Origin of the sequence: Streptomyces sp. LHD-70, from assembly GCF_031157275.1 — a bacterium.
In the GTDB taxonomy this organism is placed as follows: domain Bacteria; phylum Actinomycetota; class Actinomycetes; order Streptomycetales; family Streptomycetaceae; genus Streptomyces.
This window is the reverse complement of the sequence record NZ_JAVIFW010000010.1, coordinates 71,610-85,784: the sequence shown is the minus strand read 5'-3', so window position 1 is coordinate 85,784 and position 14,175 is coordinate 71,610. Positions and strand designations below refer to the sequence as shown.

The following is a 14,175-nucleotide window of genomic DNA, read 5'->3' as shown; positions in this document are numbered from 1 at the left end:
GCACTGAATTCAGTGAATCGGATCACACCGGGCAACCATGTCCGTCGACACGGGGAAAAGCGCAGATCCGTTTCGCGCCAAGAGAGTTGAGCCTTGTCGATCTCAGAACGGGAAGGGCTCGGGTAAGCAAGAACGATCTCTGTGCATTCGCCGTTCAATTTCTCCTCTTGTTCCTTCCGGACTTTCTCGCTTAACGTCACCGTGAATCCGGACGGAACGCCGAATCCTGCCGCTGTCCGGAAAACCTCACACCCACTCACATACGCAGGGCAGGAGCGGGGGACCCAGGTAAGTCGCCGATCCGGACTCCGGAACGGCTCGGGGTGAAGTCGCACGCTCAGTGCGGCCGGACATCTCCCGTCCGAACCCGACAGCTCACCTCGTAGGCGACGGAGAGGAATTCGTCATGCCTGCAAAGGGAAAGCACCGCCGCCTCAAGTCCCGTTCGCTCAGCCGGGGAATCATCGCCGCAGGGACGGGCGGTGCCGCGCTCGTACTCCCGCTGATCGGCGCGAACGCCGCAGCGGCGGCTCCTGCCGACTCCCTTCAGGCGGGTGCGGCAGCAAAGCCCGCCGCCGCAGCGAAGACCTATGTGGTCGCCGCGGGCGACTCCCTCTCCGCGATCGCCAAGGAGCACTCCCTGAGCGGCGGCTGGAAGAAGCTGTACCAGGACAACCGCAGCGTCCTCGGTGACAACCCGCGGCTGATCCACCCGGGCGTCAAGCTCACCCTCGGCAAGAAGGCCGCGGAGAAGGCGGACGCCTCGCGCGCCTCCGCCGAGCGGGCCGACCGCTCCGAGCGCACGACCGCCGTCAAGCCCGCCGCGGCGAAGAAGTCGTACACCAACGACCTCGACGGCTGGATCAAGGAGTCGCTCGACATCATGGCCGAGCGCGGCATCCCCGGCACCTACGAGGGCATCCACCGCAACATCATGCGCGAGTCCTCCGGCAACCCGCTGGCCATGAACAACTGGGACATCAACGCCCAGAACGGCGTCCCGTCCAAGGGCCTGCTCCAGGTCATCAAGCCCACGTTCGACGCGTACCACGTGCCCGGCACGTCGACGGACAGCTTCGACCCGGTCGCCAACATCACCGCCGCCTGCAACTACGCGGCCGACCGGTACGGCTCGATCGACAACGTCAACGGCCCGTACTAGGCCGCCCGTCGGCCTCTGCTGAAGGCCGGCCCCTGAAGGGGGCGTCACGACCGCGGACCCGTTCCGCAGCCGTGACGCCCCCTTCGCTTACGCCCGTCGCGTACTGCTCCTTCGTACGCCCCGGGCGGGCCTCACCCCCGGAGGGAAGCCGAGATGTCCTCCAGGCTGCGGCCCTTCGTCTCCGGGAGCTTGCGGTGCAGGTACACGACGCCGAGCAGGCCGAAGAGGCCGTAGATCCAGAACAGGCCGGTGGGCGTCAGGGCGTTGATGGTGGTGAGGACGGTGAGGGAGATGGCGAAGTCGAGGCCCCAGTGGGTGACGTTGCCGAAGGAGCTGGCCTTGCCGCGGACCGCCGTCGGGAAGATCTCGCTGTTGATGAGCCAGATCGCGAGACCGAGGCTGGGCGCGAACGCCGCGATGTACAGGCAGAGTCCGGCCACCAGGAGGCCGCCCGAGACGGGCCGTCCGTCGTCGCCCATCAGGTAGAGGGCGCCGAGGAACACGAGGGCGAGGATGACGACCGAGGTGCCGCCGAGCAGCAGCGGGCGGCGGCCGACCCGGTCGACGAGGAGCAGCGCCACGAACGTCAGGCACATGTTGACCAGGCCGATGCCGAGCGAGGACAGGATCGCGGCGGAGCTGCCGAAGCCGGCCTGCTTGAGCATCGTGGGCGCGTAGTAGATGACCGCGTTGACGCCGACGAGCTGGTTGGTGGCCGCGACGACCACGCCGAGGAGGACGGCGGGACGCATCGCGGGGCGCAGCAGATCGCGGTAGCTGGTCCGCGTCTCGGCCGCGGACAGCGACTCGATCTCGGCCAGTTCGGCGTCCGCCGCTTCGGGTGTACGCGTACGGAGCAGCGCCGCGCGCGCCTCCTCGCGGCGACCGCGCCCGAGCAGCCAGCGCGGGCTCTCCGCGAGGCGCCGCACACCGAGGAACATCGCGAGCGCGGGCAGCAGCCCGAGCCCCAGCATCCAGCGCCAGCCCTCCCCGTCGTCGAAGAGATAGCCGACCAAGTACGAGACGAAGATCCCGACCGTGATCATGAGTTGGTTGAGGGAGACGAGGCGGCCGCGGGACTCCGCCGGGGCGATCTCGGCGATGTAGGCGGGCACGGTCAACGAGGCCGTACCGATCGCGAGACCGAGCAGGACACGGGCGACGATCAGCACCTCGACGCCGGGTGCGACGGCCGAGACGACCGCGCCGACGGCGAAGACGGCGGCCCCCACAAGCAGAGTGCGCCGCCGGCCCGCCGCGTCCGTGACGGCCCCCGCGCCCAGGACGCCGACGATCGCGCCGAGCAGGAGCGAGGCCACGGTGACCTGCTGCATCCCGTCGGAGAGGCCGAACTCCGGCGCGATGAACAGGAGGGCCGAGGAGATGATCCCCGTGTCGTACCCGAACAGGAACCCGCCGAGCGCGGCCACCGCGGACGCGCCGAGCAGGGAGCGGCGCGCGGCGGAGGTCAGCGGCGGGGAACCCGGTGGCGTGGTGGTTCCGGCAGTCGTGGTCTGTGGCATGTCGGCGGCTCCTGACGGTGAAACAGGCTGAGGCGTACGGGAGTTGGGGCAGCGTGGCGCTCGGCTGCTTGAGCGCGTGACGAGTCGGCCCGTCCTCCGGTGGGGACACGGGTGCGGGCGAACAGAGCAGGGCGGGGCAGGGCAGGTCGTCGGGGGGCGTCGCCCCGCCACGGGTCGGCTGGGCGGGGCGGCGCACCCCAACTGTGGCCGCTGCTGCGGTAGTTGGTGACTGCTTGGCGGCTCGGGGGCGGTCACGAGCGCCCATTGCGGCATGCGTCGTCGGATGCCGTGGACGTCCGGTCGGGAAGCAACCGGCCCCGGTGCAGCATCGTGACGGCGGAGACGGTTTCGCGCAACCGTTTGCGCAATCGTTTTTCTATGTTCCCTCACGTACGATCCCGTTGCACGACCCGAACCGATCGATCCCGTTGCACGACCGAACCGAGCCGAACCGAACCCAGCCGAGGAGCCGCTCATGGCGAAGATGGCCGATGTCGCCCGCCGGGCCGGCGTCTCCGTGTCGACCGTCTCGCACGTCATCAACGGCACCCGGTACGTCAAGGACGAGACCCGCGAGCTGGTCCTGGAGGCGGTGCGCGCGACGGGGTACACGCACAACACCGTCGCCCGTTCCCTGAAGACGTCGAGCACCCTGACCCTCGGCCTGGCCGTCTCGGCCGTCGGGAACTTCCACTTCGCGGAGCTGGTGTCGGCGGTGGACGCGGCGACCCGCGCCTCGGGCTACACCCTGCTCATGGCCGACACCCACGACGACCCGGCCGAAGAGCTCAGCGTCGTCAGGATGCTGCACGAGCGGCGCGTGGACGGCCTGCTGCTCGCGACCGCCGCGGGCCCGCGCGGCGCCGCCCTGCGCCACGTGAAGAACGCGGGGCTGCCGACCGTCCTGATCGACCGCTGCGCCTCCCCTGCCTTCGACCAGGTCGCGACCGCCAACGTCGAGGCCACGGCACGGCTCGTCGACCACCTAGCCGACCTCGGGCACACCCGCATCGGCCTGGTCGCCGGGCGGCGCAACCTGCGTACCAGCAGTGAGCGGCAACGGGGCTGGCAGCGCGGCATGGAGCGCAAGGGCCTCACGGCGTCCGACGACCTCGTCGTGGTCGGCGACTCCCAGGCCTACCCGGCGGAGCTGGCCACCGAGCGCCTGATGACCGGCCCGGACGCCCCCACCGCGCTGGTCTCCGGGAACAACCAGATGACCCTCGGCGTACTGCGGGCCCTGTCCCGGCTCGGCCGCAAGGTGCCCTCGGACGTGGCACTGTGCGCGTTCGACGACTTCGAGTGGGCCGACCTGATGCACCCCTCGCCGACGGCGATCGCCCAGCCCGTACAGGAGACCGGGCGGCGCGCCGTGGAACTGCTCATGGAGCGGATCGCGGACCCGGACGGCGAGCGCAGAACGGTCCTCCTCGAACCGACCTTCGTCCACCGGGAGTCCTGCGGCTGCACACGGCCTGCGTGACGGGCCACGCCGCCCGCGCTCAACCGGCAATCCGGTCAAGGGGGTTGACGTACCCACGGCAGATGGCTTTACGTGACGGGGCGGCGTTCGGGCCCGCTTGTCGGCTGGCGTCCCGAACTCCGCTCCCCTTAGGCCGCCTCCTTCGGATATTGCCGGGAGCCGGTCCCAGCTCCAGCCCCCGCATGTCCGGTCGATCGGGAACGGCCCGGTGCGGTGGGCGGATCCGCCTTTCGCGACCACTGATCACTCCTCGATTGGGAGAGACCCATGCCGTTCCCCAGCCGCCGCTCAGTCCTGACCTCCGCGCTCGGCGTCACAGCCGCAGCCGCCGTCCCCCTCCTCGGCGGTACGGCCGCCGCGACCCCCGGGGCACTCGGACGCGGACGCGCCGAGACGTACCGACCCCGGCTGCACTTCTCCCCCGCCAAGAACTGGATCAACGACCCCAACGGGCTGATCCACCACGAGGGCCGCTGGCACCTGTTCTTCCAGTACAACCCCGAGGGTGACGTCTGGGGCAACATGTCCTGGGGCCACGCCGTCAGCTCGGACCTGCTGCACTGGGAGGAGCGTCCGGTCGCCATCGCGCACGACGACCAGGAGATGATCTTCTCCGGGTCCGTGGTGTACGACGAGCGCAACACGAGCGGCCTCGGCTCCGCCGGCCGGCCCCCGCTGGTCGCGATCTACACCAGCACCCTCAAGGACGCGTCCGGCCTGCAGCGGCAGTCCCTCGCGTACAGCACGGACGCCGGTGAGACCTGGACCAAGTACGCGGGCAACCCCGTACTCGACATCGGCGCGCGGGACTTCCGCGATCCGAGCGTCTTCTGGCACGCGGAGAGCGGCCGCTGGGTGATGGCCCTGGCGCTGCCCACCGAGTACAAGATCCGCTTCTACGCGTCGGACGACCTCAAGTCCTGGCGGCAGCTCAGCGACTTCGGCCCGCTCGGCGCGACCGGCGGCATCTGGGAGTGCCCCAACCTGTTCCCGCTCGGCGACCGCTGGGTGCTGCTCGTCAGCCTCAACCCCGGTGGCCCGGCCGGGGGTTCGGCCACCCAGTACTTCACCGGCAGCTTCGACGGCACCACCTTCACCCCCGACCCCGGCCAGGGCACCCGCTGGGTCGACCAGGGCGCAGACTGCTACGCGGGCATCACGTACAACAACGCCCCCGACGGCCGCCGCGTCTTCCTGCCCTGGATGAACAACTGGCTCTACGCCGACCGCATCCCCACCGCACCCTGGCGCGGCGCCATGGGCTTCCCCCGCGAACTCGCCCTGCACAACGGCCAGTTGGCGCAGGCCCCGGTGCCCGAGCTGGAGTCTCTGCGCACCCGTACGCTGCTCTCCCTGACCGACGCGACCGCTCCCGAGGGAACCCGCCGACTCCTCGCCGACACCGGCCAGTTCTACGAGCTGGAGGCCGTGCTCGCGCCCGACGGCCCGGCGACCTCCGGCTTCGGCCTGGACATCCGCACAGGGGGCGGCTCGTACACCCGGATCGGGTACGACACCGCCGCCGGTGAGCTGTACATCGACCGCAGGTCCTCGGGGGACGTCGGCTTCGCCGCGGAGTTCCCGGGCGTGCACCGAGCCCCCCTCGCCCTGCCGGACGGCGGCCTCGACCTGCGCATCCTGGTCGACGCCTCGTCCGTCGAGGTGTACGCGGCAGGCGGCACCGTCTGCCTGACGGACCAGATCTTCCCGGACCCGTCGTCGTGCGCCCTGCGCGCGTACGCGGACGGGGGCGCTCTCAGGATCGAGACACTGAGGGTGCGGGCCTTGCGGTCGGCTCTGCGGGGCTGAGGCCCGAGAACTGATCGGGGGGCCGTTTCAAATCCCTCTGAAGCGGCCCCCTCGATCTGCGACTTCGAAAAGTCCGTGGGACATCGTCACCCGCGAGGTGGACCGGCGCTGCAAGCTCGGCGACGCTTGGATTCAGCTCAACGCCGCCGGCCGCAACCCCACTCACCTCAGCGCTCCTCGCCGGCGCCGAGCACGAGGACCTGGATGGCAAGGACCGCCGCGCCTCGGGCCCATTCGTGGAAGTCGGAGACCTTGGTCTCCAGGACCACGGGGTCGGCCGACGGGTGGCGGTTGGCGTCGATCGCCTCGCGGACGGTCTCGCCTGCTACGTCCACGAGGCCGACGCCCTCCCCGGCGAGCAGGATCTTCTCCGGGACGGCGAAGTTGGCGATCTGGGCGACGAGCGTGCCGAGGCCTCTGGCCGACTGGTGCACGATGCGGTGCGGCAGCGGTTCTCCGGCGGCTGCGCCGTCGAGGATCTCGGCGTACGTCGCCTCGCGCCCCGTGGCCGCCTGCATCTGGAAGCGGATGCCTGGGATGGTCAACAGGCCGTCGGCGGTGCCCCGTTCGCCGTTCTTGTCGAACGGTCCGTACGGGTCGATGATCCAGCGCTTGCCGTCCTCGCGGGTACGGACCAGCTTCCCCCCGAGGACGAGCCCGTAGCCGAAGCCCGCGCCGATGGTGAGGACGGCGAAGCGCTCAAGGCCGCGGCCCGCGCCGAACCAGGCCTCGGCCTCTATCAGGGCCGCCACATCGTTGTCGACGACGGCCGGCAGACCGGTGCGCTCCTCGACCATCGCGGCGAGCGGCACGTTCTTCCAGCCCAGGAAGGTGTTCTCGACGACCAGCGAGCCGTCGCGCACCTGGCCGCCCACACCGATGCCGATTCCCGCCAGGCGAGGAAATTCCACCTTGAACTCGCTTGCCATGGCGTCGAGTTGGTCAACCACAGCCTCGGGTTCCTGGTCGCCGAGCGGCATCAGGCGTCGGGCCACCACCTCACTTCTCAGAGTGGTGACCACGCCGTACACCGCATCGGCGGTGACCTTGAATCCGGCGAAGTGCTGCGCTTCGGCGACGACCTCCAGGGGCTTCGTCGGACGGCCCTGGCGGGCCATGGCACCACCGGGCAGCCCGGCGGGCGCGGGCTCGTCCGGCGCGGCCCCCGCGTCGACCAGCAGGCCCGACTCGATCAGGGGCTTGGTGAGCCGGGTCAGGCTGCCGGCCGAAAGGTCGAGCTGCTTGGCCAGTTCGCTGCGGGACAACGGTCCGTGCGTGAGGATCGCGATCGCGACAGCGCGCTCTCCAGGGCTCAGCGGACGCCAGTTCGGCATGGCTGCACTGCTGCTGGGCACCTCAACCTCCTCGCGTGATCATCACCGCCGGATCTGTGTCAGCCCCATCATGATTCATTTTGCCACGGAAGTAAATACGCGGGCGTGACCCGGGGCAGGCTCGCGAGAGGCCCGCCGAGATCGACCACTGCACGCCCATTGACGGCACAATAATTCCGCAGCAAAAGTATATGGGGAACCGAGTCACCGACGAGGGAGCCGTGCATGACCGTCGCCTCCAGTGCCAGCCCAGCCCGGAGCCCAGCCAAGTCGTACGGGGCCCGACCCCTGCGCCGCATCCCGCGCCGCCGCGGCGACGGCGCGCTGGCCGCGGTCTTCGTCGCACCGGCCCTGCTCGGCTTCCTCGTGTTCCTGCTGTGGCCGACGCTGCGCGGGATCTACCTGAGCTTCACGCAGTTCAACCTGCTGACGCCTCCGCGGTGGGCCGGGCTCGACAACTACGTGCGGGTGGTCAACGACCCGGTCTTCTGGGACTCGTTGGCGGTCACCGTCGAGTACGTGGTCATCAACATCGGGGTGCAGACGGTGGCCGCGCTCGCCATCGCGGTCCTCATGCAGCGCCTGACGCGCTCGGCACTGCTGCGGTCGGTGGTCCTCGCCCCGTATCTCGTCTCGAACGTCGTCGCCGGCATCGTCTGGCTGTGGATGCTCGACACACAGCTCGGCATCGGCAACCAGATCATCGGCGCCTTCGGCTTCGACCACATCCCGTTCCTGACCGACGAGGCCTGGGCGATCCCGACCATCGCGCTCATCAACGTCTGGCGGCACGTGGGGTACACGGCGCTGCTGTTGTTCGCGGGTCTCCAGGCCATACCGGGCGACGTCTACGAGGCGGCGAAGGTGGACGGCGCGAGCGAGTGGCGGATGTTCTGGCGGGTCACGCTGCCGTTGCTGCGACCGGTCCTGGCCGTCGTACTGATCATGACGGTCATCGGGTCGTTCCAGGTCTTCGACACCGTCGCCGTGACCACCCTCGGCGGACCCGCGAACGCCACCAACGTCCTGCAGCTCTACATCTACAACTCCGCCTTCGGACGCTTCCAGTTCGGCTACGCCTCAGCGATGTCCGTCGCGCTCCTGGCCGTCCTCAGTGCGATCACCGTCATCCAGTACCGGATGACCCGCGCCGGCCACACCGACCTCGGCTGACGCCACGGAAAGGAGACCGCCATGGCCACTCTGACAACCGCCGCGCCACCACGCCCCCGCGCCCGGCGCCTGCCCTCGCCCGGACGTGTCCTGGCCTGGGCCGTGATGATCGCGATCGCCGTCATCACCCTGCTGCCGTTCTACTGGATCCTGCGCACGGCCCTGTCCTCGAACGCCGCCCTCACCGCGAACCCCTCGGCTCCCCTGCCCACCGATGTCACGACCGGCGGCTTCGCCCGGGTCTTCGGACTGCAATCCACCAAGGAGGCACTCGCACAGGGCGGTTCGGGCACCTCCATCGACTTCTGGCGCTACCTCCTGAACTCGGTGGTCGTCTCCACTCTGATCACGGTCTGCCAGCTGCTGTTCTCCGCGATGGCCGCGTACGCCTTCGCCCGGCTGAACTGGCCCGGCCGCGACCGGGTGTTCGGGCTGTTCCTCGCCGGGCTCATGGTGCCGGCGATCTTCACCCTGCTGCCCAACTTCGTCCTGGTGAAGGAGTTGGGCCTGATCGACTCCCTGTGGGGCATCGCTCTGCCCACCATGTTCATGACGCCGTTCGCCGTGTTCTTCCTGCGGCAGTTCTTCCGGAACGTGCCGCGCGAGGTGGAGGAGGCCGCTCTGCTCGACGGCGCCGGGAAGGTGCGGATCTTCTTCCGCGTGCTGCTGCCCATGGCGTCGACTCCCGTGACCACGCTGGCCGTTCTGACGTACATCACCGCCTGGAACGACTACTTCTGGCCACTGATGGTGTCGTCCAGCGACAGCTCACGCGTCCTCACCGTCGCGCTCAGCGTGTTCCGCTCGCAGACCCCGCAGGCCGGCACCGACTGGTCCGGCCTGATGGCGGCGACGCTCGTGGCCGCGCTGCCGATGCTGCTGCTCTTCGGCTGCTTCGCGCGACGCATCGTCAACTCCATCGGCTTCACCGGCATCAAGTAGGGAGGACCGCAGATGCGTTCGCGAGCTGTCACCGCATGCGCCGGGGCCCTGGCGCTGGCCTTCGTCTCCGGTTGCGCCTCCGGGGACTCCACCGGCGCCGCCGCCTCGCGCACCGTCACGTACTGGCTGTGGGACGCCAACCAGCTCCCCGCGTACGAGGCCTGCGCGAAGGACTTCGAGAAGCGCAACCCCGGCCTTGACGTCCAGATCACGCAGATGGGCTGGAACGACTACTGGACCAAGCTCACCGCCAGCTTCATCGCCGGTACCCAGCCCGATGTGTTCACCGACCACATCTCGAAGTTCGCCCAGTTCGCGGACCTCAAGGTGCTGGCCCCGCTGGACGAGTTGCCGTACACGAACAGGATCGAGGACTCCGACTACCAGCCCGGTCTCGCCTCCGCCTGGATCGGGCAGGACGGACACCGCTACGGCGCGCCCAAGGACTGGGACACCGTCGCTCTCTTCTACAACAAGAAGATGGCCCGCGCGGCCGGCCTGAGCCCCGAAGAGCTCAACAACCTCACCTGGAACCCGAAGGACGGCGGCACCTTCGAGAAGGCCATCGCCCGCCTGACCGTCGACGAGAACGGCCGGCGGGGCGACGAGAAGGGCTTTGACCCGCGTCGCGTGAAGGTCTACGGCCTGGCCACCAACGACGCAGGGGACGGCGACGGCCAGACCCACTGGAGTTCCTTCGCCGCGTCCACCGGCTGGCACTACACCGACAAGAAGACCTGGGGCACCCGCTACAACTACGACGACCCCCGCTTCAAGGAGACCATCGACTGGTACTTCGGCCTGGCGAAGAAGGGCTACCTGCCGCCCCAGAAGGACTTCTCCGAGACCAACGGACCCGAGGTGCAGTTCGGCTCGGGCAAGGCAGCGACCGCCCTCCACGGCTCCTGGATGATCCAGACCTACTACGGCTTCAAAGGCATCGACGCCGCCACGGCGCGTACGCCCGTCGGCCCCACCGGCAAACGCGCCACCATGATGAACGGCCTCGCCGACTCCATCACCAAGAACGCCCGCAACAAAGAGGGCGCCGCGAAGTGGGTCGCCCACCTCGCCTCGGCCGACTGCCAGCGCACCGTGGGCCGCAGCGGCGTCGTGTTCCCCGCCACCAAGGACGGCACGGACACGGCGGTCAAGACGTACGCCGAGGACGGCATCGACGTCGACGCCTTCACCGAACCCGTCGCCGAGAAAGCCACGTTCCCCTTCCCGATCACCAACTTCGGGGCCGACGTCCACGGCCTGATGCGCCCCGCCATGCAGGACATCTACGCCAACGACGCACCCGTGGACACCCTCGACCGCACCAATGACCAGATCAACCTGCTGCTCTCGCAGTGACCTGTTGTCTCACCACACAAGAAGGAAGACCTTGATGACGTTCTCGCTCGGCATCGTCGGCGCCGGACAGTTCTCCGGCCAGTTCGCCAAACTCTTCCGCGCACACCCGGGCGTCGGCGACGTGTACGTCACCGATCTCATCGCCGACAGGGCTCAACAGCTCGTTACCGCCGAGCAGTTGAGCGGCGCCTTCGACTCGTACGACACGATGCTGCGCTCGCCGGACGTCGACGCGGTGGCGATCTTCACGCAGCGCTGGACGCACGGCCCGCTGGTCGTGCAGGCGCTGCGCGCGGGGAAGCACGTCTACTCGGCGGTGCCCATGGCGATCACGGAGGAGGAGATCGCCGCGATCATCGAAGCCGTACGCGAGACCGGCCTGACGTACATGATGGGCGAGACCAGCCAGTACAACCCGGCCACCGTGCACGCGCGCAACCAGATCGCCGAGGGCGCGTTCGGCCGGCTCTTCCACGCCGAGGGTGACTACGTCCACGACATGGACCTGGGCTTCTACGAGGCGTACCAGTACAGCGGCGGGCCCAACTGGAAGGCCACCGCCAGCTATCCGCCGCTGCTCTACCCGACACACTCGGTGGGCGGGGTCCTCGGCGCCTGGCAGACGCATGCGACGAGCGTGTCCGCCGTGGGCGTGCGCGACGACCGCGGCGACGGCGTCTTCGACAAGGACATCAGCCAGTTCGACAACGACCTGTCCAATGCGACGGCCCTCTTCGAGGTGGCGGGCGGCGGCTCATTCCGTACGAACGAGTTCCGCCGGGTCGGCTACCCCTGCCACATCCGTGAGTCGCGTTTCCGGTTCTTCGGCACGGACGGCAGCATGGAGCAGCTCGCCACCGTCAGCCTCTGGCAGGACCGCAAGGGCGTCGAGGACATCAGCGAACTCCTGCAGCCCAAGCCGACATTGGCCCCCGACGACCCGTCACTGCAGCACATCGCCCCAGCCCTACGGGACGCGTTCACCTCCGGCTCGGCCCCCGTACACGACCGGGCGCGACTGCCCCGCGAGTTCGACCACCTGCCCAACGGGCACGAAGGCAGCCACCACTTCCTCGTCGACGACTTCGTGACCGCCGTCGCGGGCGGCACCCAACCCCCGGTCAACGCCTGGACCGCCGCCCGCTACACCCTCCCCGGCATCGTCGCCCACCAGTCGGCCCTGCGCGACGGCGAGCGCCTCCGGATCCCGGACTTCGGGGACGCACCGGGAACACCGGAGGCACCGCGCACCGGCCGGCTCGCGGGCTGATCTGTCGACGAGTTCGGCTCCTGGTCCCGGTTCCGACCGCAGCTTTCGGCAGGCGGAACCGGGGCTCTCGGCGGTACGTGAGACGGGCCAGGTCTACGGCCCCGGACATGCGAAAGGCCGCTCTCTCACGGATGAGAGAACGGCCTCCGACCTGTGTTACCACAAGTCGGGACGACAGGATTTGAACCTGCGACCCCTTGACCCCCAGTCAAGTGCGCTACCAAGCTGCGCCACGTCCCGGTGCCGTCCGTGACCTGGGGTTTCCCCGCGGCCGAACGCGCACCGAAACAATACCGCACTCGGGCGGGTGGTCGTGAACCCGTTTCCGGGTGCGCACGGAGCGTCACGGCCCGCACGTCCGAAACGCGACGCACACGCGCACCGAGCGCTTGACCTCAAGTTTGCTTGAGGTTGCACGCTCCTTCTCATGACGACCACGACAACGCCCCTCCACCGCGGCTACGCCGACCTCGGCGGCCTCATGGCCCTGATGACCGGCGACGAGAAGCACGGACCCGCGGCCACCTCCACCCTCGACGCGCTCTGGGTCCTCTACGACCGCGTCCTGCGCGTCTCCCCCGACACCGTCGACGCCCCCGACCGGGACCGCTTCCTGCTCTCCAAGGGGCACGGCCCGATGGCGTACTACGCGGTGCTCGCCGCGAAGGGCTTCGTGCCCGTCGACGTCCTTCCGGGCTTCGGCTCGTACGACTCTCCGCTCGGGCACCACCCGGACCGGCTGCTCGTGCCGGGCGCGGAGATCGGCAGCGGCTCGCTCGGGCACGGGCTGCCGATCGCCGTCGGCACGGCGCTCGGGCTGCGCGCGCAGGGGCTGACCGATCCGGCCGTGTGGGTCCTGGTCGGGGACGCCGAGCTGGACGAAGGCAGCAACCACGAGGCGATCGCGTACGCCGGTCCGGCGGGGCTCGACCGGCTGCACGTCCTGGTGATCGACAACTCCTCGGCCAGCCACGCCAGGCCCGGCGGTCTCGCGGCGCGATTCGAGGCGGCCGGCTGGTCCACGGCGACCGTCGACGGCCGCGACCACGAGGCCCTGCACGCCGCGTACACGGCCCCGCACCCGGGACGGCCACACGCGGTGATCGCCCGCGTCGAGCCGAAGAACGCCACCCCGGCCCACGCCACCCCCGCCCGCTGACCCACGACCACGACCACACCCCCACGGAGGATGACCATGGATTCCATGCGTGACCGTTTCGCCCGCACCGTCACCGAACTGCTCGACCGGGACCCCCGGGTCGCACTCGTGCTCGCCGAGATCACCCGGGACCGGGTCGAGGAGGCCGAGCGGCGGCATCCGGACCGCGTGATCAACGTCGGCATCCGGGAGCAGCTGCTCGTCGGCGCCGGGGCCGGGCTCGCGCTGACCGGGATGCGGCCGGTCGTGCACACCTTCGCCAGCTTCCTCGTCGAGCGGCCCTTCGAGCAGGTCAAGCTGGACTTCGGGCATCAGGGCGCGGGCGGCGTCCTGGTCAGCGCGGGCGGCTCGTACGACTGGCCCGCCGGCGGGTTCACGCACATGGCGCCCGGCGACGTGGCGCTGCTCGACACCCTCGACGGCTGGACCGTGCACGTGCCGGGGCACGCGGACGAGGCCGAGACGCTGCTGCGGCACGCCGTCGCCGCCGGGGACGACAAGGTGTACGTACGGCTGTCGGAGCAGGCCAATCGAGACTGGCTCGACGTCGACGGGGCGCGCATGCTCACCCTGCACGAAGGGCGCGGCGGGGTGGTGATCGCCGTCGGGCCGATGCTCGACAACGTCCTGGCGGCGGTCGAGGGTCTGGACGTCACCGTGCTGTACGCGACGACCGTGCGCCCCTTCGACGGCGCGACGCTGCGCCGGATGGCCGGGGAGCGCCCGGACGTGGTGATCGTCGAGCCCTATCTGGCCGGGACGTCCACGACCGCCGCGAACGAGGCCCTGCAGTCCGTGCCGCACCGCGTGCTCGGTCTCGGCGTGGGACGGCGTGAGCTGCGGCGGTACGGCGACATGGCCGAGCACCTGACCGCGCACGGCCTGGACCCCGCGTCCCTGCGTGCCCGCATCACGGAGTTCCTGCCCAGCCGCGTGGCCGCCTGAGACGCCGCACCACGGC

The 14,175-nt window shown here is 69.7% G+C and carries 11 protein-coding genes, 1 tRNA gene and 1 riboswitch; of the genes, 9 read left to right on the top strand and 3 right to left on the bottom strand.

The window, feature by feature from the left end:
- Positions 1–239 precede the first annotated feature (239 nt).
- Positions 240–402, top strand: a riboswitch (cyclic di-AMP (ydaO/yuaA leader).
- 4 nt (positions 403–406) lie between these two features.
- A complete protein-coding gene (locus RCO28_RS21025) occupies positions 407–1,162 on the top strand; it encodes a LysM peptidoglycan-binding domain-containing protein (protein ID WP_308942724.1) in 756 nt (251 codons plus the stop codon).
- 131 nt (positions 1,163–1,293) lie between these two features.
- Here RCO28_RS21025 and RCO28_RS21020 read toward each other — a convergent pair whose 3' ends face one another.
- A complete protein-coding gene (locus tag RCO28_RS21020) occupies positions 1,294–2,685 on the bottom strand; it encodes a sugar porter family MFS transporter (RefSeq protein WP_308942723.1) in 1,392 nt (463 codons plus the stop codon).
- 475 nt (positions 2,686–3,160) lie between these two features.
- Here RCO28_RS21020 and RCO28_RS21015 point away from each other — a divergent pair, with 475 nt between their 5' ends.
- Complete coding sequence (locus tag RCO28_RS21015; RefSeq protein ID WP_308942722.1) at positions 3,161–4,168, top strand: LacI family DNA-binding transcriptional regulator; 1,008 nt, start codon at positions 3,161–3,163, stop codon at positions 4,166–4,168.
- A gap of 267 nt (positions 4,169–4,435) precedes the next feature.
- Positions 4,436–5,977, top strand: coding sequence for a glycoside hydrolase family 32 protein (locus RCO28_RS21010; RefSeq protein ID WP_308942721.1), 1,542 nt, complete (start codon positions 4,436–4,438; stop codon positions 5,975–5,977).
- 167 nt (positions 5,978–6,144) lie between these two features.
- Here the strand turns inward: RCO28_RS21010 and RCO28_RS21005 are convergent, their stop codons facing one another.
- A complete protein-coding gene (locus RCO28_RS21005; protein ID WP_308942911.1) occupies positions 6,145–7,311 on the bottom strand; it encodes an ROK family transcriptional regulator in 1,167 nt (388 codons plus the stop codon).
- Positions 7,312–7,536: 225 nt separating this feature from the next.
- Between RCO28_RS21005 and RCO28_RS21000 the strand changes: the two genes are divergently transcribed.
- The 4 genes from RCO28_RS21000 to RCO28_RS20985 are packed head-to-tail and all read left to right on the top strand — an operon-like array spanning position 7,537 to position 12,055.
- Positions 7,537–8,484, top strand: coding sequence for a sugar ABC transporter permease (locus RCO28_RS21000; RefSeq protein ID WP_308942720.1), 948 nt, complete (start codon positions 7,537–7,539; stop codon positions 8,482–8,484).
- A 21-nt stretch (positions 8,485–8,505) separates the two neighbouring features.
- Positions 8,506–9,426 (top strand): carbohydrate ABC transporter permease, encoded by a 921-nt coding sequence (locus RCO28_RS20995; RefSeq protein WP_308942719.1) that lies wholly within the window; start codon positions 8,506–8,508, stop codon positions 9,424–9,426.
- Positions 9,427–9,438: 12 nt separating this feature from the next.
- Entirely contained in the window at positions 9,439–10,785 is a 1,347-nt protein-coding gene (locus tag RCO28_RS20990) for a sugar ABC transporter substrate-binding protein (RefSeq protein WP_308942718.1), read from the top strand.
- Between the two features lie 34 nt (positions 10,786–10,819).
- A complete protein-coding gene (locus tag RCO28_RS20985; protein WP_308942717.1) occupies positions 10,820–12,055 on the top strand; it encodes a Gfo/Idh/MocA family oxidoreductase in 1,236 nt (411 codons plus the stop codon).
- Positions 12,056–12,221: 166 nt separating this feature from the next.
- Here the strand turns inward: RCO28_RS20985 and RCO28_RS20980 are convergent.
- Positions 12,222–12,295 (bottom strand) — tRNA-Pro (locus RCO28_RS20980).
- A gap of 187 nt (positions 12,296–12,482) precedes the next feature.
- Here RCO28_RS20980 and RCO28_RS20975 point away from each other — a divergent pair.
- Positions 12,483–13,214, top strand: a complete 732-nt coding sequence (locus tag RCO28_RS20975) for a transketolase (RefSeq protein ID WP_308942716.1) — start codon at positions 12,483–12,485, stop codon at positions 13,212–13,214.
- Between the two features lie 36 nt (positions 13,215–13,250).
- The gene (locus tag RCO28_RS20970; protein WP_308942715.1) at positions 13,251–14,159 is read left to right on the top strand and encodes a transketolase C-terminal domain-containing protein; all 909 of its coding nucleotides are present in this window, start codon (positions 13,251–13,253) and stop codon (positions 14,157–14,159) included.
- Positions 14,160–14,175: the final 16 nt, after the last annotated feature.